Raw genomic sequence first — 20,104 nt, 5'->3', positions numbered from 1 at the left:
CGGCAGTGAGGAAACAGCAGTGAGGACCGAAGCGCGTCTGTTCACCGGCGTGGCGGCCTTCTTCGCCGTCACCGCCGCCGGATACGGCTGGTTCTCCGAGGAACCCGCCGGTACCGCCGCACTGACCATCGCCTTCCTGATGGCCTCGCTCATCGCTTTCTTCCTGCGTGTGCAGTACCGCAAGCGCGGCCCGCGGGCCCAGGACCGCGGTGACGCGGAGGTCCTGGAAACCGCGGGCCCGCTGGACTTCTTCCCGCCGCACAGTCCCTGGCCCATCGTCACCGCCCTCGGCGCCGTCGTCCTCGCGCTCGGCATCGTCTACGGCCTGTGGCTCGCCCTGCTCGGTTTCGGCGTGCTCGCCCCGGCCGTCCTCGGCCTCGTCTTCCAGTACGCCGGCCGGGACGCTCAGCGCTCCAGCTCGCCGGAGGACGACTCCGGCCCGGACTCCGTCTCCCCGGCGTCGACCCGGTCGCCGTAGTACCACTCGCTGAGCGTCGCCCGCAGCCGCCCCACCCGCGGTGCGTCCTCGCCGGGCGCCGTCGGCGCGAGCGGCTCGGCTTCCTTCCGCGACCGCAGCACGTACCGCTCCTCGGCGTCGAGGGGCGCGTGGCTCTCGACGTAGCCGCCCGCCAGGGTCTGCACCAGATCGCCGGTCTCCGCGCCCTCGGCCAGCCGCTCGCGCTCCCGCTCCTGCAACGCCAGGCAGACACGCTTGGTCACCATGAAGGCGATCGGCGGCACCAGCACCAGGGAGATCCGGAACACCCACGTCAGCAGATTCAGCGAGACGTCGAAGACGTGGGCGAGGATGTCGTTGCCGCCCGCCAGCAGGAGAACCCCGTAGAAGCAGATCGCGGCGACGCCCAGCCCGGTCCGCACGGGCTTGTCCCGGGGCCGGTCGCACAGATGGTGCTCCGCGTGGTCGCCCGTCACCCAGCGCTCGAAGAACGGGTAGGCGTACAGCACCGCGAACAGGGCGCCCGGCAGCACGACCGCGGGCACCAGTACGTTCCACATGACGGTGTGTCCCGCCACCTCAGTCTCGAACGGCGGCATCAGCCGCAGCGACCCCTCCAGGAAGCCGACGTACCAGTCCGGTTGCGACCCGAAGGAGACGATGTCGGGCCGGTAGGGGCCGTACGCCCAGATCGGGTTGGTCTGCGCCACCGCCGCGAGCACCGTCAGGACGCCGAAGACCATGAAGAACAGGCCCGTCGAGTCCGTCATGAACTGCGGGAACATCGGCTTGCCCACGGCGTTGCGGCCGGTCCGGCCGCGGCCCGCCCACTGGGTGTGCTTCAGGTGGAAGACCAGGATCAGATGGAGCGTGACCAGCGCCAGCAACAGCCCGGGGAGCAGCAGGATGTGCAGCGAGTACAACCGCGGGATCACGTCGTCGCCGGGATACTCGCCGCCGAACACGAGCATGCTGATGTACGTCCCCACCACCGGGATGGACAGCATGATGCCCTGTGCAATGCGCAGCCCCGTCCCGGACAGCAGGTCGTCGGGGAGCGAGTAGCCGGCGAAGCCCTCGGCGAGCGCCAGCACGAACAGCGTCACACCGATCAGCCAGTTCACCTCACGCGGCCGGCGGAACGCCCCGGTGAAGAAGACCCGCAGCAGATGCACCCCGATGGCCGACAGGAACACCAGGGCCGCCCAGTGGTGCAGCTGCCGGATCAGCAGACCGCCGCGCACGTCGAAACTGATGTCCATCGTCGAGCGGTACGCCTCCGACATGCTCAGCCCGAGCAGCGGCTCGTACGACCCGTCGTAGACGACCTCCGTCATCGACGGCTTGAAGAACAGCGTCAGCCACACCCCGGTCAGCAGCAGCACCACGAAGCTGTAGAGGGCGATCTCGCCCAGGAGGAAGGACCAGTGCTCCGGGAAGGCCTTGCGCAGCAGCCCACCGCCCTCGGAGACGGGGAGGCGCCCGTCGGCCCAGTTGACGGTGTGTCCGGCCGCGTAGCGGGCCCGCGCGCCGGCGCGGGCCCTTCTCCTCTTCAACAGCACGGCGCATGAGTTCCCCGGCGCCAATTCCGGAAACTACGCCCGTACCGGGGGAAGACTACGTACGGTCACCCTTCGGCTTGCCCGGCTGGTCCGGAGTGCCGTGCGGCGGCGGGGAGAACGGCTCCGGTGAGGTCGCGGGCGACACGGGGGAGCCCGTGCGGCCCTGCCCCTGCTCCGGGCGTACGGCGTCCGGGTCGCCCGAGGAAGGCTCGGCACCGGACTTCAGCTGCTCCAGCCGGGCCGCCAACAGCTCCGTGGCGGGGAGGCGGTCGGCGTGCGACCGTTCGTACGCCAGCAGATCCTCCACCTGCTCCGCGCCCAGCGACCGGATCCGGCTCTCCAGCCCGCCGATCGGCAGATGGTCGTAGTCGGGCAACGGCAGGGTGTTGCGAGCGGGGTCGGCCATGGTTCTCACTTCCCTCTGTACGACCTGTACGAGATCCTCGGGGATCAGCTCCGCATCCTCGGGGATCAGCGTCCGCCCGGTCCGCCGCTGCCGAACGAACCGCTGCTGCCCTCGTCCCAGCGGGGCCGGTCCTGATCGGGAGCGGTGCGGCTGCCCTGATGCCCGAGGTCGTGCGGCAGCGTCCGGTCGTCGCTCCTGGGCATCTCGTCGGGCTCCCGCCGCTCCCGCGTCTCGTGGACGGGCCCCTCATCGGGCATACGGGGCTGCTCCTCGGGACGCGGCGGGGGCGACTCCTTGCGCTTCTGCCGGCTGCCGAAGGCGAAAGCGCCGATCAGCAGACCCACCACCACGACGGCCGCGGCACCGATCCCGATGCCGATTCCGCTGGAGCTCACCGCCAGGTCCATCCATGCGTTGGTCATGGGGCGCGGGTACCCCCGGTCCGGGCAACCAACCAGCTCAGCCCGACCGGGAGGCTCGTGTCTGCGAACGGTTGGCCTTCCGGATCGCCGTGAGCAGTTCCGTCTTGGACATCCGCGACCTGCCCTCGACGCCCAGTCGCTTGGCGACGCCGTACAGGTGCTCCTTCGAAGCCTTCTCGTCGACGCCCTCGCCGCTGCGTCCGCCCTGTCCGCGGGGCCGCCCGGACTGGGGGTCGGAGGGGCCCTTGCGGTCGCCCTCCTTGCGCTCCCAGTGGTCGCCGACCTTCTCGTACTTGTGCTTCAGCGCCCCGTACGCCACCCGGTGGGCGCGCTCACCCTCGCCGTACTCCTCCACGGCCGAGTCATGAGCCTTGATCCAGGTGCGCTGGGCCTCCCGGGTGGAGCGTTCCAGGGTCGACGGCAGTTCCTGTCGTCCCGGCATGTCGTGCACCTCCGCAGTCGTCGACGTCATCGCTGTCACCAGCTCGGGAAGAGTCCCGGGTGCCCGGCGGCGCACCGGGAAAACGGGCCGGAAACCTTGGGAACGACGGGCCCGGCGGTTTGGCGCACTCCGCAGCGGCAACCCGCGCGGTGTGACATCGACGACGACTTCCCAGCAGGAACTGTTCCGCTTCCTGGAGGACCGCTTCGCTTGTGCACAGGCGTGTGCCGAGTGCGCACGGGCGTGCGCGCTGCGGGCGAGCCTCGTGGACCCGGACGGGACCGAGAACCAGGAGCTCGTACGACGCAAGGGCATCATGTGCGCGGAGGTCTGCGACGCGACCTGCCGGGTGCTGTCCGAACAGAACCAGGTGGACGAGGCCGCGATCCGTGTCCAGCTGGAGTGGTGCCGGCAGGTGTGCCTGGAGAGCGCGCACGTCTTCGACGAGCACCCGGGCGCCGAGGAGAGCGCGGAGGTCTGCCGCGCCTGCGCCCGGGCCTGCGGAGAGTTCCTCGCCACCCTGCGCTGAGGCCCCGCGCCCAGGCCCTGGGCCGGCGGGCGCGCCGGCGTTAGCCTGCCGGTATGACGGCCACACGGAGGGGTGATCGGGCGGGCGGCCAGGCGGGCGATCCGGGACTGTTCGGCCCCGGCTCGGTGACCTGGCAGGCGCACGGCGACCCGATGATGTGGATCGCCGGCATCCGCGCCCTGTACCTGCAGGCCCTGCACCCGCGCGCCGTACGCGGCGTGCTGCAGAACAGCGACTTCCGGCGCGACGCGTGGGGGCGCCTGATGCGCACCGCGAGCTTCGTCGGCACGACGACGTACGGCACCACCGAGGCCGCCGAGCGGGCCGGCGCCCGGGTGCGGAAGATCCACCGCGGGCTCGGGGCGACCGATCCCGAAACGGGTGAGCGGTACGGCGTCGACGAACCCGCGCTGCTGCTGTGGGTGCACTGCGCCGAGATCGACTCCTATCTGCACGTGCTGCGCCGCTCCGGATTCCCGCTCACGGACGCCCACGCCGACCGCTACCTCGCCGAACACCGGCACAGCGCCCGCCTGGTCGGACTCGACCCCGACGCCGTACCCGCGAGCCGGACCGAGCTGGCCGCCTACTTCGCGCGGGTACGGCCCGAACTGGCCGCGGGCGACGACGCGCACGAGGTGGACGACTTCCTGCTCCGCCCGCCCGCGCACCCCCTTCTGGTACCGGCACGCGAGCTGCTGTGGCGGCGGGTGGCACATCTGGCGTACGACTCCCTACCGCGGTACGCGCACGAGCTCTACGGCAGACCGGCCCCCGCAGCCGCCACCGTCACCCGGCGGCTGCGTGCCACGGGCACCCTGCTGCGCGCCGTTCCCGCACGTCTGCGCTGGCAGCTGCCGCCCAAACACATCCTGCGCGCCACGGCGAGGCTCGGACCGGCCGCGCGCCCGGCACCATACAAACTCGGACCATGAACCGCCATACTGGACCGTCCAGGGGAGGGCGGGGCGGACTGCTACGGGGGCGGGCAGCGAGATGGGGGACAGCACGCTGATCCAGGGCCGGTACCGGCTGCTGGAGCGGATCGGGCGCGGCGGCATGGGCGAGGTGTGGCGGGCGCGGGACGAGTCACTGGGCCGTCGCGTCGCCGTCAAGTGCCTCAAGCCACTGGGCACCGGGCACGACCACTCCTTCACCCGCGTCCTGCGGGAGAGGTTCCGGCGCGAGGCAAGGGTGGCCGCCGCGCTCCAGCACCGCGGGGTGACCGTCGTGCACGACTTCGGTGAGTCGGACGGTGTGCTCTTCCTGGTCATGGAGCTGCTGGAAGGCCGGGACCTGAGCCGGCTCCTGGAGGACAACAACCACCATCCACTGCCGGTCCCCGACGTCGTCGACATCGGCGAACAGGTCGCCTCCGCGCTCGCCTACACCCACGAACAGGGCATCGTGCACCGCGACCTGAAGCCCGCGAACATCGTCCGGCTCGCCGACGGCACCGTGAAGATCTGCGACTTCGGCATCGCCCGGCTCGGCCACGACGCCGGGTTCACCGCCCGGCTGACCGGCACCGGAATCGCCATGGGCACCCCGCACTACATGTCGCCCGAGCAGATCGGCGGCGGCGACGTCGACCGGCGCAGCGACCTGTACTCACTGGGCTGCGTGCTCTACGAGATGGCCACCGGGGTGCCGCCGTTCGACCTCGACGACGCCTGGGCGATCCTCGTCGGCCACCGCGACACCGATCCCGAGCCCCCTCGCACCCACCGCGCCGAACTGCCCGCCTACCTGGACCGGATCATCCTGGACCTGCTGGCCAAGCGGCCCGACCAACGCCCGGACGACGCCCGCGAGCTGGGCCGCCGGATCACCGCCGGCCGCACGGCACCGGCGTACGCGCCGACCGTTCCCCCGCCCCGGACGCGGACACCCGAGCCGGTCGGGGGCCGGGCCGCCCTGCCGTCCTGGACCAACGGCATGACCACCGGCCGCAAGGCGACCGGCACCGGACTGCGCTCCACACCACCGGACCCCGCCGCCGGCCTGTCCGGCGAGTGGATTCCGCGGCCGGCGGGCGACGAGGCCGCCGCACCCGCCCCCGACGAGCGATCCGTCCCGGCGCCCGAGGAGGTCGCCGCGCTGGCCGGGCGGCACAGCGCCGCCCTGAGCCTGGGGCGGCTCGGCCGCTGGGAGGAGGCGGGCGAGGTGCACCGCGCGGTGGCCGACGAGCGCGAGCGCCTGCTCGGCCCCGAGCACCCCGACACGCTCGCCAGCCGCTACGAGGCCGCCTTCACCCTCAGCCGCACGGGCCACGCCGCCGACGCACTGCGCGCCTACAAACGGGTCGCCGAGGCCAGGATCCGGGTGCTGGGCACCGACCACGCCGACACGCTCGCCGTCCGGCAGGAGATGGCGTACGCCCTTGGCCGGCTGGGCCGGCACGCCGACGCCCACCAGGTCTACACGTCGGTCCTCGCGGCCCGCGAGCGCGTCATGGGCGCCGACCACCCCGACACCCTGCGCTGCCGGCACAACCTCGCCTTCAACCTCGGCCGGCTCGGCCGCCCCGGGGACGCCCACCGCATGGCCCGCGAGGTGGCCGCCGCCCGCGCCCGCGTGCTCGGCCCCGAACACCCCGACACCCTGGTCACCCGCTACGAGGTGGCCTACGAACTCAGCAGGCTGGACCGTTGGCAGGAGGCCCTGGTGACCTACCGTGAGGTCGCCGAGGCCCGCGAGAGCGCGCTCGGCCCGGACCACCCCGACACGCTCGCCGCCCGCTACGAGATCGGCATCAGCCTCGGTCGCCTCGGCCGCAGCACCGAAGCGCTGGCGCTCTACCAGGCGCTGATCGGCGACCGCACCCGCGCCCAGGGCCCCGAACACCCCGAGACCCTGCGCGCCCGGCACGGCCTGGGTGTCAACCTCGGCCGGCTCGGCCGCTGGGAGGAGGCCCTCGCCGAGTCCCGCGAAGTGTGCGCCATCCGTGAACGCGTCCTCGGTCCCGGCCACCCCGACACGCTGGTCAGCCGCCGCGAGGTCGCCGTCGGCCTGGGCTGGCTGGGCCGCTGGGCCGCCGCCCTCACCGAGTACCGCCGGGTCGCCGCCGCCCGCGAACGCGTCCTTGGCCCCGGCCACCCCGACACCCTCGCCGGGCGCGACGACGAGGCCCACTGCCTGGAACAACTCGGGCGCGGCGCCGAGGCGGTGGAGCTGTACCGCAGGGTGGCGGTACAGCGCGGCGCGGGAGCACGCTGAGCGGGGACGGGGCGCGGCACGTCCGAGCCGGGAACGCCGATCCGGCCCGCGCCGGGTCCGGCCCGCGCCGACCGGGGGCAGCCGGAGCCGGGCCGGGGCCCCGGCCGTACCTCTGGCAGCCCACTGCCACCCCGTGTTACCAAGAGCCATGACGCCGCCCACCGAGTCCCGAGCATCCCGCGCCTACGACGCCGTCATCGTCGGCGGTGGCCACAACGGCCTGGTCGCCGCCGCCTACCTGGCACGAGCCGGCCGTTCCGTGCTGGTGCTGGAACGGCTGGACCACACCGGGGGCGCGGCCGTGTCCACCCGGCCGTTCGCCGGGGTCGACGCGCGGCTGTCGCGGTACTCGTACCTGGTCAGCCTGCTGCCGAAGAAGATCGTGCGGGACCTCGGCCTGGACTTCCGGGTGCGCGGACGCACCGTCTCCTCGTACACGCCCGTCGAGCGGAACGGGCGGCCCACCGGGCTCCTCGTCGGCGGGGGCGAGCGGCGGACACGGGAGTCGTTCGCCCGGCTCACGGGCTCGGAGCGGGAGTACGACGCCTGGCAGCGCTTCTACGCGATGACCGGACACGTCGCCCAGCGCGTCTTCCCCACCCTCACCGAGCCGCTGCCCACCCGGGACGAGCTGCGCCGCCGGGTCGACGACGATGCCGCCTGGGGAGCGCTGTTCGAGGAACCGATCGGCGTCGCGATCGAGCAGCACTTCGCGGACGACCTGGTCCGGGGGGTGGCCCTCACCGACGCCCTGATCGGCACCTTCGCCGGCGCCCACGACCCCTCCCTGAGCCAGAACCGCTGCTTCCTCTACCACGTGATCGGCGGCGGAACCGGCGCCTGGGACGTGCCGGTCGGCGGCATGGGCGCCCTCACCGACGCGCTGGCCGACGCGGCACGCGCGGCGGGCGCCGTGCTCGCCACCGGGCACGAGGCGGTGCGGATCGACACGGACGGGCACACGGCCGAGGTCACCCACCGCTCGGACGGCGGCGAGGGCGTCGCCGCCGCACGCCACGTCCTGGTGAACGCCTCCCCGAGGGAACTGGCGGCGCTCACGGGGCAGGCGCCGCCCCCTCCCGCCGAGGGCGCCCAGCTCAAGGTCAACATGCTGCTGACGCGGCTCCCGGCGCTGCGCGACCCCGCGGCCGATCCGCGCGAGGCGTTCGCCGGGACCTTCCACATCGCGGAGGGCTACGAGCAGCTGGCCACGGCGCACGCCGGCGCCGCGGCCGGCGAACTGCCCGCCGCCCCGCCCTCCGAGATCTACTGCCACTCGCTGACCGACCCCACGATCCTCGGCCCGGACCTGGCCGCGAAGGGCATGCACACGCTCACCCTGTTCGGTCTGCACACGCCCGCCCGCCTCTTCGCCCGTGACAACGACGCCGTACGCGAGGAACTGCTGAAGTCGACCCTCGCCCAGCTCGACGCCCACCTGGCCGAACCCCTCGCCGACTGCGTGGCGATGGACGCCGACGGGCGGCCCTGTATCGAGGCCAGGTCGCCGCTCGACCTGGAACGCGACCTGCGCCTGCCCGGCGGCAACATCTTCCACCGCGAGCTGGCCTGGCCCCACGCCCAGGAAGGCACCGGCCACTGGGGTGTGGAGACCGGGCTTGCGAACGTACTGCTGTGCGGGGCGGGCGCGGTGCGCGGGGGAGGGGTCAGCGGGGTACCCGGGCACAACGCGGCGATGGCGGTGCTGGAGGGGACGGCGCGCTGACGGCGCATGTGCCGGTCAGGGAGGGGTACAGCGACATAGCGGATATTTAGCCCCTGTAATCGGTACGACAAGGAGCCTGCCATGGCTGACCTCAGCCCCATCGACCTGCAGAAGGCCCTCAGCGGTGTGGATTACCCGGCGGACAAGAAGTCGCTCGTCGACTGCGCCCGCAAGAACAAGGCCGACGACAAGGTCGTGAGCCGTCTCGACGGTCTCAAGGAGAACAGCTTCGACGGGCCGAACGAGGTGCAGAAGGCCGTCTTCAACGGCTGACGGACGCCAGGCGCGAACGATCGCCTAGTCGGCCGACGCGGTCCACCCCGCCGCCTCGATCCGCGCCGCGTCCGCGGGGCGCGCGTCGTGGAACAGGACGGCGTCGGCCGCCTCGGCGCGCAGCCCGTCGACGTACGCGCCGCGGCCCACGTACAGCCGGTCGGTCGTGTACCGCCAGCGCAGGGTGAGCCCGCGAGCGGCCGGGAGGCCGGCCGTCAGCCGGTGCCACTCGCGGCCGGACCAACCGGTCGCCGAACCCGCCGGGTGCTCCCGCGGCTCCTCACCGCGGCGCGTGGTGGTGAACGGGACCGGCTGCCAGGTGGTGCCACCGTCGGTCGTCGCCTCCAGCACGAGAGCGTCCGACCCCGGCTCGGTGTCCCACCACAGCGAGCTGCGCAGCCGCGCCCCGCCACCGGAGGTGTCCAGCGCGGGCAGGGTGAGCGTGGCGGTCGAGGAAGCCGCCGTCCCGGAGAACCACGCCGTACGCCCGTGCGCCGGACGGACCGGCACGGCCCGCGCCATGTGGGTGCCGGCCGCGACTCTGGGCGCCGACCCCGAGCGCCAACCGCGCACCGGATGCACCGAGTTGCCGAGCACCACCAGGAACGAGTCGGTCGTCGGGTCGAGCACCAGCGAGGTCCCCGTGAAGCCGGTGTGCCCGGCCGTCCGAGGGGTGGCCATGGCGCCCATGTACCAGTGCTGGTAGAGCTCGAAACCGAGGCCGTGCTCGTCCCCCGGGAAGTCGGTGTTGAAGTCGGTGAACATCAGCTCCACCGACTCGGGCCGCAGGATGCGCGCCCGGCCGTAGGAGCCGCCGTTGAGCAGCGTACGGCCGAGCACCGCCAGGTCCCACGCGCAGGAGAAGACCCCGGCGTGGCCGGCGACGCCGCCGAGGCTGAAGGCGTTCTCGTCGTGCACCTCGCCCCACACCAGTCCGCGGTCGAGGCCGGACCAGGGCAGGCGGGCGTCCTCCGTGGCCGCGATCCGGGGCCGCCAGGAGGCGGGCGGGTTGTAGCGGGTGCGGTCCAGGCCGAGCGGGGCGGTGACCTCGTCGCGCAGCAGGACGTCCAGGGTGCGGCCCGTGACCTTCTCCAGCACCAGCTGGAGCGAGATCATGTTCAGGTCCGAGTAGAGGTACGCCGTGCCGGGCGCGCTCACCGGCTCCTGGTCGTGGATGAGCCGGACCTTCTCCTCGTACGTGGGCGCCTTGTACAGCGGGATCCACGCCCGGAAGCCGGAGGTGTGCGTCAGCAGTTGTCGCACCGTGATGTCCTGCTTGCCGGCCCGCCCGAAGTCCGGCAGGTACGAGGCGACCGGTGCCTCCAGCTCCAGCGCGCCCCCCTCCAGTTGCTGCACGGCGAGGATCGAGGTGAACAGCTTGGAGATCGAGGCGAGGTCGAACACCGTGTCCTCGGCCATCGGGATCTGCTGCCCGGCCGGGAACTCGACACCGGTGTCGGTCTTCTCGTCGTAGGCCCGGTAGCGCACCGCCATGCCGATCGGCTCGTGCAGCGCCACCGTGCCGCCCCGGCCCGCGAGCAGCACGGCGCCCGCGTACCACGGGTGCTCGGGGGAGGGACCGAGGAACGTCTCGGCGTCGGTGACGAGCTGGCGCAGATGGCCGGGGAGCAGGCCGGCGCGCTCGGCGGAGCCGCGCCGGAGGGTGGGGCGGCGGCCCTTGTCCGCGACGGCCTCGGCCGGCCCGGCCGCGAACGGGGCGATGGCCAGGGCACCGCCCACGGCCAGCGCGCCGGCGCCGAGCTGACGCCGTGTGAATCCGCTCGTCGCCTGTCCGGCCATCGAAGAGCCTCCCGTCATCGAAGCTGAAAGTATCTTTCCTGGATCCCCGCGCGGAGTGAAACTTTCCTGTCAGTGACGGGTCGTGTCAATGGGGCGTGCGGAGTTGACGAACCGCCGGACCCGCCCGGCACGGCGCCGGACGGGTCGCGGTGCGGTGGAGCCGCGTGCGGCTCAGCGCTCGCGCACCCGGACCACCCGGAGGCCGGGCGATGTCCAGATGTCGCGCTCGCAGAACCGGGACGTCACCCACCTCTCGCCCGAGAACAGCCGGGTCTGGTCGGCGTAATGGCGCGAGGCGGGGTTGGAGGACTGGGAGTACGTCAGCAGCGTACGGGCCACCGGGCACCGGCTCCCGTCCCAGCCAACGGCCTGGATGCAGCTGGAACCGGTGGTCACCTCGGAGTAGCCACCGAGAGCCGACTCCCACACGGGCTCGATCTTGTTCCAGATGCCCAGCGACTCCGTGCCGCCGCCCACGGGGACGCGCTTGCCGCCCCGCACGACGACTGGTGCTCACCGAGCGGCGCGTCCAGCGCGATGCCCGCCGCCCGCAGCTCGGCCACCGCGTCCGCGAGGGCGGTGGCGAAGCCCGGCGCGTCCGTGTTCAGCGTGTTCGGGGTGGTGACCGGGTCCGCGGGCGAGAACGGCACCTTCCACAACTGCCCCGCCGGTACCGCCTCGGTGAGCCCGCGCCAGAACCGGTCGAAGAGCAGCGCGCCCCGGCTGCCGGTGTCGACGGTGCGGTCCCAGCCGGCGAGCACACCGCAGGCCTCGCGGACATCGACGCTCGTGCCGTCGCTGCCCGTGGCCGTACCGCCCGGCAGTGCGGCGCAGGCACGCGCGGCGTCGGCCGCGGCCAGGTCGCCGGCGGGGGCGCGGTTGGCGAACTGCTGCCGTTGCAGGTCCCGCACGGTCAGCTCACCCCGGTCCGCCATCGCCGCCACGTCCTCGATGGCACCCCGCGTCCGCATCGACCGCTGGGTGCCGACGGTGCCGAAGACCCGCTCGTAGCCGGTCAGCGGCCGGTCCGCGTTGGTCGGCCAGGCGGTATGTGTACGTGTCAGTGGCATGACACGAGCTGCTTCCGGCGCGGCGCACGCGTCTTGACCCGCCCCGCCGACCGGCCGAGGATCATGTCATGACGCTGACGCCCGGACACGGCAGCACGGTCGACGGAGTGCTGCGCCGCAGTGCCCGGCGCACTCCGGCACGCGTCGCGGTGGAGTACCGCGACCGCTCCTGGACGTACGACGAACTCGACGCCGCCGTCTCCCGCGCGGCGAGCGTCCTGCTGGAGCGGGGACTGACCCGCGGGGACCGGGTCGGCGCCTACGGGCACAACTCCGACGCCTACCTGATCGCCTTCCTCGCCTGCGCCCGCGCGGGCCTGGTGCACGTCCCGGTCAACCAGAACCTGACCGGCGACGACCTCGCCTACATCGTCCGCCAGTCCGGCAGCACCCTGGTCCTCGCCGACCCGGACCTCGCCGGCCGGCTCCCCGACGGCGCACGCGTCCTCCCGCTGCGCGACGCCGACGACTCCCTGCTCGCCCGGCAGGCCACGGCGCCCGCGTACGACGGCCCCGAGCCGGGCGGCGACGACCTCGTGCAACTGCTCTACACCTCGGGCACCACCGCACTGCCCAAGGGCGCGATGATGACCCACCGGGCGCTGGTGCACGAGTACCTGAGCGCCATCACCGCCCTGGACCTCGGCGCGGGCGACCGCCCCGTGCACGCGCTGCCCCTCTACCACTCGGCGCAGATGCACGTCTTCCTGCTGCCCTACCTCGCCGTCGGCGCGACGAACACCGTCCTGGACGCACCCGACGGCGACCGCCTCTTCGACCTGATCGAGGCCGGCCGCGCGGACAGCCTCTTCGCACCGCCCACCGTGTGGATCGGCCTCGCGAACCGCGCCGACTTCGCCACCCGCGACCTCGGCGGCCTGCTCAAGGCCTACTACGGGGCGTCGATCATGCCCGTGCCGGTCCTGGAGCGGCTGCGCGAACGCCTCCCGGACCTGGCCTTCTACAACTGCTTCGGCCAGAGCGAGATCGGCCCCCTCGCCACCGTCCTCGGCCCGGACGAGCACGACGGCCGGATGGACTCCTGCGGCCGGCCCGTGCTCTTCGTCGACGCACGCGTCGTCGACGAGGACGGCAAGGACGTGCCCGACGGCAGGCCGGGCGAAGTCGTCTACCGCTCCCCGCAGTTGTGCGAGGGCTACTGGGACAAGCCCGAGGAGACCGCAGCGGCCTTCCGCGACGGCTGGTTCCACTCCGGCGACCTCGCCGTGCGGGACGCGGACGGCTACTTCACGATCGTCGACCGGGTGAAGGACGTCATCAACTCCGGCGGCGTGCTGGTCGCCTCCCGCCAGGTCGAGGACGCCCTCTACACCCACGAGGCCGTCGCCGAGGCCGCCGTGATCGGCCTGCCCGACGAGCGGTGGATCGAGGCCGTCACGGCGGTCGTCGTCCCGCGCGGCGAGGTCACGGAGGACGAACTGATCGCCCACGCCCGCGAGAGGCTCACCGCGTTCAAGGCACCCAAGCGGGTCCGATTCGTGGACGCGCTACCGCGCAACGCCAGCGGGAAGATCCTCAAACGCGAACTGCGGGACCGATTCGCCGAGTCGTGACCCGGCACCTCCGTTGCGGCCGAAGCGACGGGCGCCGAAGATCGACGCAGTGGTTCGTGCGGCGTGTCGTCGCGTTTCTCGCGCAGGGCTGAGGCGGCCGGGGCACCATCGGGGCGTGTGACGGGTGGGAACCGCGGCGCCGATCTTCCGAAAGGCACCCGTCACGTGGCCTGTCGGCGCTCGGACCCGATCGCTAGGCTGACCGCGGACGACGAAATCGGGAGGAGCACGGACGTGGCCGAGAGCACCACCCAACAGCGCCCGCTCATGGGCTGGGACAAGCCGGAGCTGGATCTCAGCAACGCGCAGTGGCAGTCCAGCAGCCGAGGCCAGGGGGATGTCCAGATCGCCTTTGTCGAGGGGTTCATCGCCATGCGGAACAGCGGCAGCCCGGAAAGTCCCTCCCTGATCTTCACCCCGGCGGAATGGGGCGCGTTCGTGTCGGGAGCGCGGGAAGGGGAGTTCGACCTCACGTGAAACGCCCGCCGGGTCGGTGAGCCGGGCCGGGGTGCGTCCGGCCGATCCGGGAGTGTTCCGCCCGATTTTCCGGACACGCGACCGTGGGTGCCCCTTCGTGGCCGACGCCTGAGCGAGGCTGACGCCAGGAGGGGGAACGGTTGCACTCCGGAGGTGAGGAACCCATGAGCACCACCCTGCCGGTCATCGCGGCGGTCGACGGTTCGGACGACAGCCTGCGCGGCCTGGACTGGGCCCTCGACGCCGCCCACCGGCGCGAGGCACCGCTGCGGGTGGTGCACGTACGCCAGTACGCCGCCTGGGCACAGACCGACGTCCTGGTCGCGGGGCCGCCGGACACCGGCGACGACCCGGTGCTCGACCAGGCCCGCGCGCATCTGCAGGGGCGGGCCTTCGCGGTGCCGACGGAGTACGTCGGAATGGAGGGCCTACCGGGCGCCGTGCTGCCGGACCTGGGCACCGACGCCCAGCTGCTGGTTCTCGGCTCCCGGGGCCGCGGCGGCTTCGCCAGCCTGCTGCTCGGCTCCAACGGCATGGCCGTCGCCCGCGACGCCGAGTGCCCGGTCGTCGTGGTGCCCCGCCCCGGGCGCGAGGTCCACGGCGAGGCACCGGCCGAACCCGGCCCCCGGGTGGTGGTGGGCCTGCACGTGGACAGCCCCGACGACGCCACACTGTCCTTCGCCTTCGCCGAGGCCGCGCGGCGCGGCGCCCGCCTCCAGGTGATCGCCGCCTACCCATGGCCGGTGCAGACCTGGGCCGCCGCCGGCCAGATGATGCCGCTGGTGATCGACGAGGTCTCCATCGAGAGCGAGACCCGGGTCCTGGCGGACGGCTTCCTCGCCCCGTACCGAGGGCGTCACCCCGACATCCGGGCCGAGACGAACGCCCTGCCCGGCGACGCCGCCGGGCACCTCGTAGCCGCCTCCCGCGACGCCGACCTGGTCGTAGTCGGCCGCCACCGCCGGCGCCTGCTGGTCCCGGCCCGCATGATGGGCTCGGTCACCCACGCCGTCCTGCTGCACGCGGCGTCCCCGGTCGCGGTGGTGCCGCCGGCGCCGGCGGAGGAGTGAGGGCGCAGGTCTGTGCCCACCGACGACGTCGGCGGTGCCGACGGCCGTTGCATACGCCATACGGCAGCCTGCCGCCGCTGCGTCGCGTCCCGAACCGCGGGGCTGGGCGTCGACCGACGCGTGACCGGGGGACGAACCCGGCGCAGACCCACGCGCCCGCCACCCCGTTTCCGAGCAGGAGTGGATCGTCGCCGGTCCCGCGCGCCCGGCGCCCGGGGCGTCACGCACCCCGGCCTTCGGCGGAACCCGGCGTGCCTATCATCGGCCCATGCAGGACTCGCCCAGCAGGGACGCCCGGATCGCCCTCGACCTCGCTCTGACCGTCCGGCACGACGGGAACGGCGGGGTCGCCGACGACCTCACCGGCCTCGCGGGGCTCACCACCTGGGTGCGGGCGCACCCCGACACCGTGCCGGACACCGACGTCTTCACCGCCGACGAGCCCACCCTGGCCGCCGCCCGCGAGGTACGCGCCGCTGCCCGTGCCCTCTTCGCCCGCGCCGTGCGCCCCGGCGAGCCGAGCCCCGCCGACGCCGCCCGGCTGCTTCCCGTTCCCGACGCCGTGCGGCGCCTGAACGAGGCAGCCGCCCGCACCCCCACCGTTCCCGTCCTGGACTGGGCCGACGGCGCCGGACCCGTCGTGCGCGCGGAGCTCGCGCACGGTGGCCGGCCCGATCTCGCCGCCGCCCTCGCGCGGGCGGTGATCGGCTTCCTCACGGGGCCCGACCGGCCGCGGCTGCGGGCCTGCCACGCACCGCGCTGTGTGCGCTACTTCCTGAAGGAGCACTCCCGCCAGGAGTGGTGCAAGCCGTCCTGCGGCAACCGGGCCCGGGTGGCCCGCCACCACGAACGGCACAAGCGGACCGCGTAGCCCGGCCGGGCTCCCGCCCGCACGCCGTTCGTGGGCCCGGGCCACGTACCATGGCGGCATGTCGTTCCTCCGCCGCCGCAGCGCCACGCCCGCCGGGCCCGACTTCGACGTACTGGCCATGGATCCGGGCGACTGGCCCGGGAACCTGGGCGCCGGCCTGCTGCCCGCGCCCGACGGCAGCTGTCAGGGCGTCTTCCTGCGCTACGACCTCTTCGGCGGCCGCGGTCCCGCGATGATCATCGGCAATCTGCCGACCGGCTCCCCGGCCCGCGAGGTCCCCGAAGGAGAGATCCCGTTCGAGGTGGCCCAGCTGCTGCTCGCCCTGGAGAACGACGAGGAGATCACGGTCGTCGGCACCGAGGACGTACCCGTCATGCAGGGCGACAACCTGCTCATCGTGCGCCGCCTCAAGCTCTCCGAGGGCCGGATCTCCTGCGTGCAGTTCGACCGCAGCGACGGTGTCCTGGTGACCATCGCCGCCTGGGACCGGCCCATCACCGACGACCTGTACGCCCTGCTGAAGCCGCTCCCGGCGGAGCTTTTCCAGCAGGGCTGATCCGGCCGGCTACCGCACGGCCGCGAGCGTGACGTCGGCGGCGCGCACGTACGCGACCCGGTGGCCGTACTGGATCTCGTAGTACTCGTCCGCTCCGGTCACCACCCGGTGGGAGGCCTCGTCGAAGGTGACCGCGTAGTAGTACTCGCCGGGTACCTTCTCACCGACCACGTACTTCTGCCCCTTCAGCAGCCGGTACGGCAGTGGCGACACGGCCTGGGCGGGCACGTCCGCCGGGTAGGCGGCCTTCTCCGGGTACGCGCGCCCGTACACCGGGACGCTCTCCAGCCCTTCTCTCGGAGTGATCACCCGGCCCGAGGCGGGAACCGCCGCAGGGCTCCTCTTCGGGTTGTGGAACCAGGCCTTCTGACCCAGGTACCAGATGGCCGTCCAGTCACCCCACCGGTCGGCCACCGCGTACTGCTGGCCCGTGGAGACCCGGGAGGACAGGTCGTTCACCCCGGTCGTCGGGGTGGTGCCCAGGCCGATGTCCTTGATCAGCGGCGCGTTCACGTCGTGGTCGGCGTACAGCCGCACCTCGCTGGAGCCGTGCGGCGCGCAGGGCTCGCCCTTCGTCTCGCAGCCGGTGTACTCGGGGCGGTTGGTGGCGTAGTCGGGGCGGATCGTCACCAGGCCGGACTTCTTGCCGGCGGTGGGCTCGAAGGGGCGGCCGAGCAGCTGGAAGTAGTGCCGCCAGTCCCAGTAGGGGCCCGGGTCGGTGTGCATGCCCGGGATCGTCGCGGTGGTGGTGCCGGGGACGTTGCCGTGGCCGAGGACGTGCTGCCGGTCCAGCGGGATGTCGTACTTCTTGGCCAGGTACTTCACCAGCCGCGCCGACGAGCGGTACATCGCCTCCGTGTACCAGGCGTCCGGGTCCGCGAGGAAGCCCTCGTGCTCCAGGCCGATCGACTTCGCGTTCACGTACCAGTTGCCCGCGTGCCAGGCCACGTCCTTCGCCTTCACGTGCTGGGCGATGTGGCCGTCGGTGGAGCGCAGGGTGTAGTTCCAGGAGACGTAGGCCGGGTCCTGGACCATGTTGAGGACCCCGTTCCAGGCGCCCTCCGTGTCGTGCACGACGATGTACCGGACGCGCTGGGAGGCGGGCCGGTTTCCCAGGTCGTGGTTGCCGTAGTCGCCGTCTCCGAACTCCTCGTACGGCGCCGGGATCCACTCGCAGGACACCGTCTTCGGGCACTCGGTGCCGGCGGCGGAGGCGGCCCGCAGGCCCGCGTCCGCGAGCTGCGAGACATCGGGGGCCACGTCGGGCCGGGCGGCCAGGGCGACCCGCTGCCCGGCGTCCGTGGTCCGGTGCTCGCCCGCGCGGATCACCTCGTACACGTCGTTCGCGTACGCCGCCGCCGTCGCGGAGTCCTCCGCGCCCGAGAAGCGGGCCACCGCCCCGTACCAGTCCGCCGGGTCCGCGCTGAGCGGTTCACCCAGTTCCCGCTGGGCGGCGGCGAGCAGCGCGGCACCGCCGGACACGTTCGCCGCCGGGTCCTCGCGCAGCGCGCCGGGGCTCAGCCCGGTCAGCTCGGCGGCCTTCGGCAGCGTGGTCAGCCGGGCGGGCAGGTCGGTGGGGTGTGCGGCCGTGGCCGTCGGGTGCAGCGGGGCGCGGGCGTCGTCGCCGCGCGGGTCCTCGGTGCCCTCGCTGTGGTGCGACGCCCCGGCCAGCGCCGTGCGCGCGTCGGTGAGGTGCAGGGGGCCGTAGCCGCCGGTCACGCTCGGCGCACCGCCGTGCGCGTCCCAGCGGGACTGGAGGTAGGAGACGCCGAGCAGGACGCTCTGCGGCACCTGGTACTCGGCCGCCGCGGTGGCGAACGCCCGCTGCAGACGGTCGGGGGCGGGTGGGGCGTCGGAGGGGCCGGCGGCGGGCGGTGCCGCGCCGAGCAGCGGCAGCAGCAGTGCCGCGGTGGTCAGGGCGGGCACGACGGGGGAACCTCGCAAAGCGGCCTCCTGTGACGGTGGGGCGTGGCGGGGCGTGCGGGGCCGAGCGTGGGTCAGTGGTACCCGGCGGTCCTACGATCCGTCAATCATGCCGTCGTGTCGGCGATTTCCCATGTCAGCAGGGGGGCGGGCGAGTTTCGCGACGGCGGCGCAAGGGCCTGCGCGGCGTCAGTGGCGTACACCAATGGCCGCTGCGGGTCCCCGGGCACATGAAATCCGCGGTGCGCCCCTGAAGGGCACACCGCGGACCGTCGCCTCCTCGGACCGGCGTTCCCGTCAGCGCGTGCCGACCGCCGCGCGCACGGCCCTGCGCGCCATCTGGCAGTCGTCGTGCAGCCGGCGCAGCAGCAGCCGCTGTTCCTCGCCGGTCGGCGCGGCGCCCGGGTGGGCCGGAGCCTGCGGTGCCGGAACCGTGTCGTGCATCGAACGCTGCACGGCCGTCTCGTACGTACGGATCTCCCGGGTCAGCACGAGCATCAGGTTCACCAGGAACGCGTCGCGCGCGGCCGTCCCCGCCGACTGGGCGATCTGACTGATCTGACGGCGGGCCACCGGGGCGTCACCGAGGACCGCCCACAGGGTCGCCAGGTCGTAGCCGGGGAGATACCAGCCCGCGTGCTCCCAGTCCACCAGCACTGGACCGGCCGGTGACATGAGGATGTTGGACAGCAGCGCGTCACCGTGGCAGAACTGGCCCATGCCCTGGCGGCCCGCATGGGCGATGCCGTGCAGCAGCTTCTGCAGGTCGCCCAGGTCCCGGTCGGTGAGCAGACCCAGCTCGTGGAACCGGGAGATCCGCGCCGCGTAGTCCAGCGGGGCGTCGAAGGTGCCCGCGGGCGGCCGCCAGGCGTTGAGCCGGCAGATCGCGCCGAGCGCCGCCCTGATGTCCGCCCGCGGCGGGGCTTCCAGTGGGTGCCGCTGCAGCGCCGCCACCCGTCCTGGCATCCGCTCGATCACCAGCGTGCAGTTGTCCGGGTCCGCTGCGATCAGCCTCGGCACCCGCACTGGGGGGCGGTGCCGGACGAACGAGCGGTATGCCCCTATCTCGTGCCGGATCCGCTCCGCCCAAGCGGGGGAGTGGTCCAGTAAGCACTTGGCCACCGCCGTGTTGCGCCCGGTCGTACCGACCAGGAGCACGGACCGCCCGCTGCGGCGCAGCACCTGAACTGGGGCGAACTCCGGACAGATCCGGTGCACGGCGGCGATCGCCGTGCGCAGCTGGGTGCCCTGGGAGCCGGACAGGTCGATTCTTCCGCTGAGCGGCTGTGTGCCGGGGCCCGCGCCGCGCCGCGCCCTGCCCGCCCCGAGCACCGGGGTCGGCGGACGCGCGGGGGCGAGATAGGGGCCGCCGCCCGCCGCCGGACGGGGGTGCAGCGAACGCTGCGGGGCGGACACGGAGGACGATGCTGCGTACATGGGCGAGACAGATCCCTTCGTGTGCCTGCTGTGCCTGCCTGAAGCGCGGTACCCGTCCGGTCGATCCGGAAGATCCGATCCGGAAGGTCACGCCTTCTGAAAAGCCGTCGCGCTGCCCGCCCGGCCGCTGAGGGCCACCCTGGGGAGTAACCCCACGGCGACCGGGTCGGGGTGGCGCATTCCTACCTGACACCCGGCCGCCCGTGGCACACCATCTGGCGCACCCTGGCGAACGGTGGCGAATAGTCGCCCGGCAACCTGCACGGGGCTACTGTCAACTCAGCCGAGAA

General features: G+C 73.1%; 18 protein-coding genes and 1 pseudogene. 11 read left to right on the top strand and 8 right to left on the bottom strand.

Translation table 11 applies throughout. The features are described 5' to 3' along the window. Positions 1 to 19: 19 nt before the first annotated feature. Positions 20 to 478: a cytochrome c oxidase subunit 4 gene (locus ACIQ1J_RS31935; RefSeq protein ID WP_403562341.1), complete on the top strand. Its 459-nt coding sequence runs from the start codon at positions 20 to 22 to the stop codon at positions 476 to 478. Here the strand turns inward: ACIQ1J_RS31935 and ACIQ1J_RS31930 are convergent. The 4 genes from ACIQ1J_RS31930 to ACIQ1J_RS31915 all read right to left on the bottom strand — a co-directional run bounded on the left by ACIQ1J_RS31930 (position 406) and on the right by ACIQ1J_RS31915 (position 3,289). Next, on the bottom strand, positions 406 to 2,019 hold the full coding sequence (locus tag ACIQ1J_RS31930; protein ID WP_403562339.1) for a cytochrome bc complex cytochrome b subunit: 1,614 nt from the start codon (positions 2,017 to 2,019) through the stop codon (positions 406 to 408). The two genes, ACIQ1J_RS31935 and ACIQ1J_RS31930, sit on opposite strands and share 73 nt — an antisense overlap. Positions 2,020 to 2,074: 55 nt before the next feature. After that, a complete protein-coding gene (locus tag ACIQ1J_RS31925; protein ID WP_310874880.1) occupies positions 2,075 to 2,425 on the bottom strand; it encodes a hypothetical protein in 351 nt (116 codons plus the stop codon). 65 nt (positions 2,426 to 2,490) lie between these two features. Continuing rightward, on the bottom strand, positions 2,491 to 2,847 hold the full coding sequence (locus ACIQ1J_RS31920) for a DUF6479 family protein (protein ID WP_210960891.1): 357 nt from the start codon (positions 2,845 to 2,847) through the stop codon (positions 2,491 to 2,493). A 37-nt stretch (positions 2,848 to 2,884) separates the two neighbouring features. Next, complete coding sequence (locus ACIQ1J_RS31915; protein ID WP_403562336.1) at positions 2,885 to 3,289, bottom strand: ChaB family protein; 405 nt, start codon at positions 3,287 to 3,289, stop codon at positions 2,885 to 2,887. A 151-nt stretch (positions 3,290 to 3,440) separates the two neighbouring features. Here ACIQ1J_RS31915 and ACIQ1J_RS31910 point away from each other — a divergent pair, with 151 nt between their 5' ends. From ACIQ1J_RS31910 to ACIQ1J_RS31890, 5 genes are all read left to right on the top strand, one after another. Then, the gene (locus tag ACIQ1J_RS31910; protein ID WP_403562334.1) at positions 3,441 to 3,818 is read left to right on the top strand and encodes a four-helix bundle copper-binding protein; all 378 of its coding nucleotides are present in this window, start codon (positions 3,441 to 3,443) and stop codon (positions 3,816 to 3,818) included. Positions 3,819 to 3,871: 53 nt separating this feature from the next. Continuing rightward, entirely contained in the window at positions 3,872 to 4,753 is an 882-nt protein-coding gene (locus ACIQ1J_RS31905) for an oxygenase MpaB family protein (protein ID WP_403562332.1), read from the top strand. A 61-nt stretch (positions 4,754 to 4,814) separates the two neighbouring features. Then, complete coding sequence (locus tag ACIQ1J_RS31900; protein WP_403562330.1) at positions 4,815 to 7,037, top strand: tetratricopeptide repeat protein; 2,223 nt, start codon at positions 4,815 to 4,817, stop codon at positions 7,035 to 7,037. 148 nt (positions 7,038 to 7,185) lie between these two features. Continuing rightward, the gene (locus ACIQ1J_RS31895; protein WP_403562328.1) at positions 7,186 to 8,763 is read left to right on the top strand and encodes a phytoene desaturase family protein; all 1,578 of its coding nucleotides are present in this window, start codon (positions 7,186 to 7,188) and stop codon (positions 8,761 to 8,763) included. An 81-nt stretch (positions 8,764 to 8,844) separates the two neighbouring features. Beyond that, entirely contained in the window at positions 8,845 to 9,036 is a 192-nt protein-coding gene (locus ACIQ1J_RS31890) for a DUF2795 domain-containing protein (RefSeq protein ID WP_403562326.1), read from the top strand. A gap of 24 nt (positions 9,037 to 9,060) precedes the next feature. Here ACIQ1J_RS31890 and ACIQ1J_RS31885 read toward each other — a convergent pair whose 3' ends face one another. Beyond that, positions 9,061 to 10,836: a serine hydrolase gene (locus tag ACIQ1J_RS31885; RefSeq protein ID WP_403562324.1), complete on the bottom strand. Its 1,776-nt coding sequence runs from the start codon at positions 10,834 to 10,836 to the stop codon at positions 9,061 to 9,063. A 171-nt stretch (positions 10,837 to 11,007) separates the two neighbouring features. After that, positions 11,008 to 11,885 (bottom strand): annotated as a pseudogene (locus ACIQ1J_RS31880) (penicillin acylase family protein); the annotation flags it as partial. Between the two features lie 89 nt (positions 11,886 to 11,974). Here ACIQ1J_RS31880 and ACIQ1J_RS31875 point away from each other — a divergent pair. From ACIQ1J_RS31875 to ACIQ1J_RS31855, 5 genes are all read left to right on the top strand, one after another. Then, positions 11,975 to 13,480 (top strand): acyl-CoA synthetase, encoded by a 1,506-nt coding sequence (locus ACIQ1J_RS31875; RefSeq protein WP_403562322.1) that lies wholly within the window; start codon positions 11,975 to 11,977, stop codon positions 13,478 to 13,480. Between the two features lie 234 nt (positions 13,481 to 13,714). Continuing rightward, positions 13,715 to 13,957, top strand: coding sequence for a DUF397 domain-containing protein (locus ACIQ1J_RS31870; protein WP_403562320.1), 243 nt, complete (start codon positions 13,715 to 13,717; stop codon positions 13,955 to 13,957). Between the two features lie 164 nt (positions 13,958 to 14,121). Then, a complete protein-coding gene (locus ACIQ1J_RS31865; protein WP_403562318.1) occupies positions 14,122 to 15,027 on the top strand; it encodes a universal stress protein in 906 nt (301 codons plus the stop codon). A 268-nt stretch (positions 15,028 to 15,295) separates the two neighbouring features. Beyond that, positions 15,296 to 15,898, top strand: coding sequence for a CGNR zinc finger domain-containing protein (locus ACIQ1J_RS31860; protein ID WP_403562316.1), 603 nt, complete (start codon positions 15,296 to 15,298; stop codon positions 15,896 to 15,898). A 58-nt stretch (positions 15,899 to 15,956) separates the two neighbouring features. After that, on the top strand, positions 15,957 to 16,454 hold the full coding sequence (locus tag ACIQ1J_RS31855; RefSeq protein WP_121750623.1) for a hypothetical protein: 498 nt from the start codon (positions 15,957 to 15,959) through the stop codon (positions 16,452 to 16,454). 9 nt (positions 16,455 to 16,463) lie between these two features. On the opposite strand, the gene ACIQ1J_RS31850 is transcribed toward ACIQ1J_RS31855, so the two are convergent. Both ACIQ1J_RS31850 and ACIQ1J_RS31845 read right to left on the bottom strand, forming a co-directional pair. Then, positions 16,464 to 18,398 (bottom strand): N-acetylmuramoyl-L-alanine amidase, encoded by a 1,935-nt coding sequence (locus ACIQ1J_RS31850; protein ID WP_403562314.1) that lies wholly within the window; start codon positions 18,396 to 18,398, stop codon positions 16,464 to 16,466. Positions 18,399 to 18,674: 276 nt separating this feature from the next. Further along, entirely contained in the window at positions 18,675 to 19,814 is a 1,140-nt protein-coding gene (locus tag ACIQ1J_RS31845; protein WP_403562312.1) for an aminoglycoside phosphotransferase family protein, read from the bottom strand. Positions 19,815 to 20,104: the final 290 nt, after the last annotated feature.

Source organism: Streptomyces sp. NPDC097107 (assembly GCF_044762405.1).
In the GTDB taxonomy this organism is placed as follows: Bacteria; Actinomycetota; Actinomycetes; order Streptomycetales; family Streptomycetaceae; genus Streptomyces; species Streptomyces thinghirensis.
The sequence above is the reverse complement of the archived record's forward strand: the minus strand, read 5'-3'. Positions and strand labels throughout refer to the sequence as shown.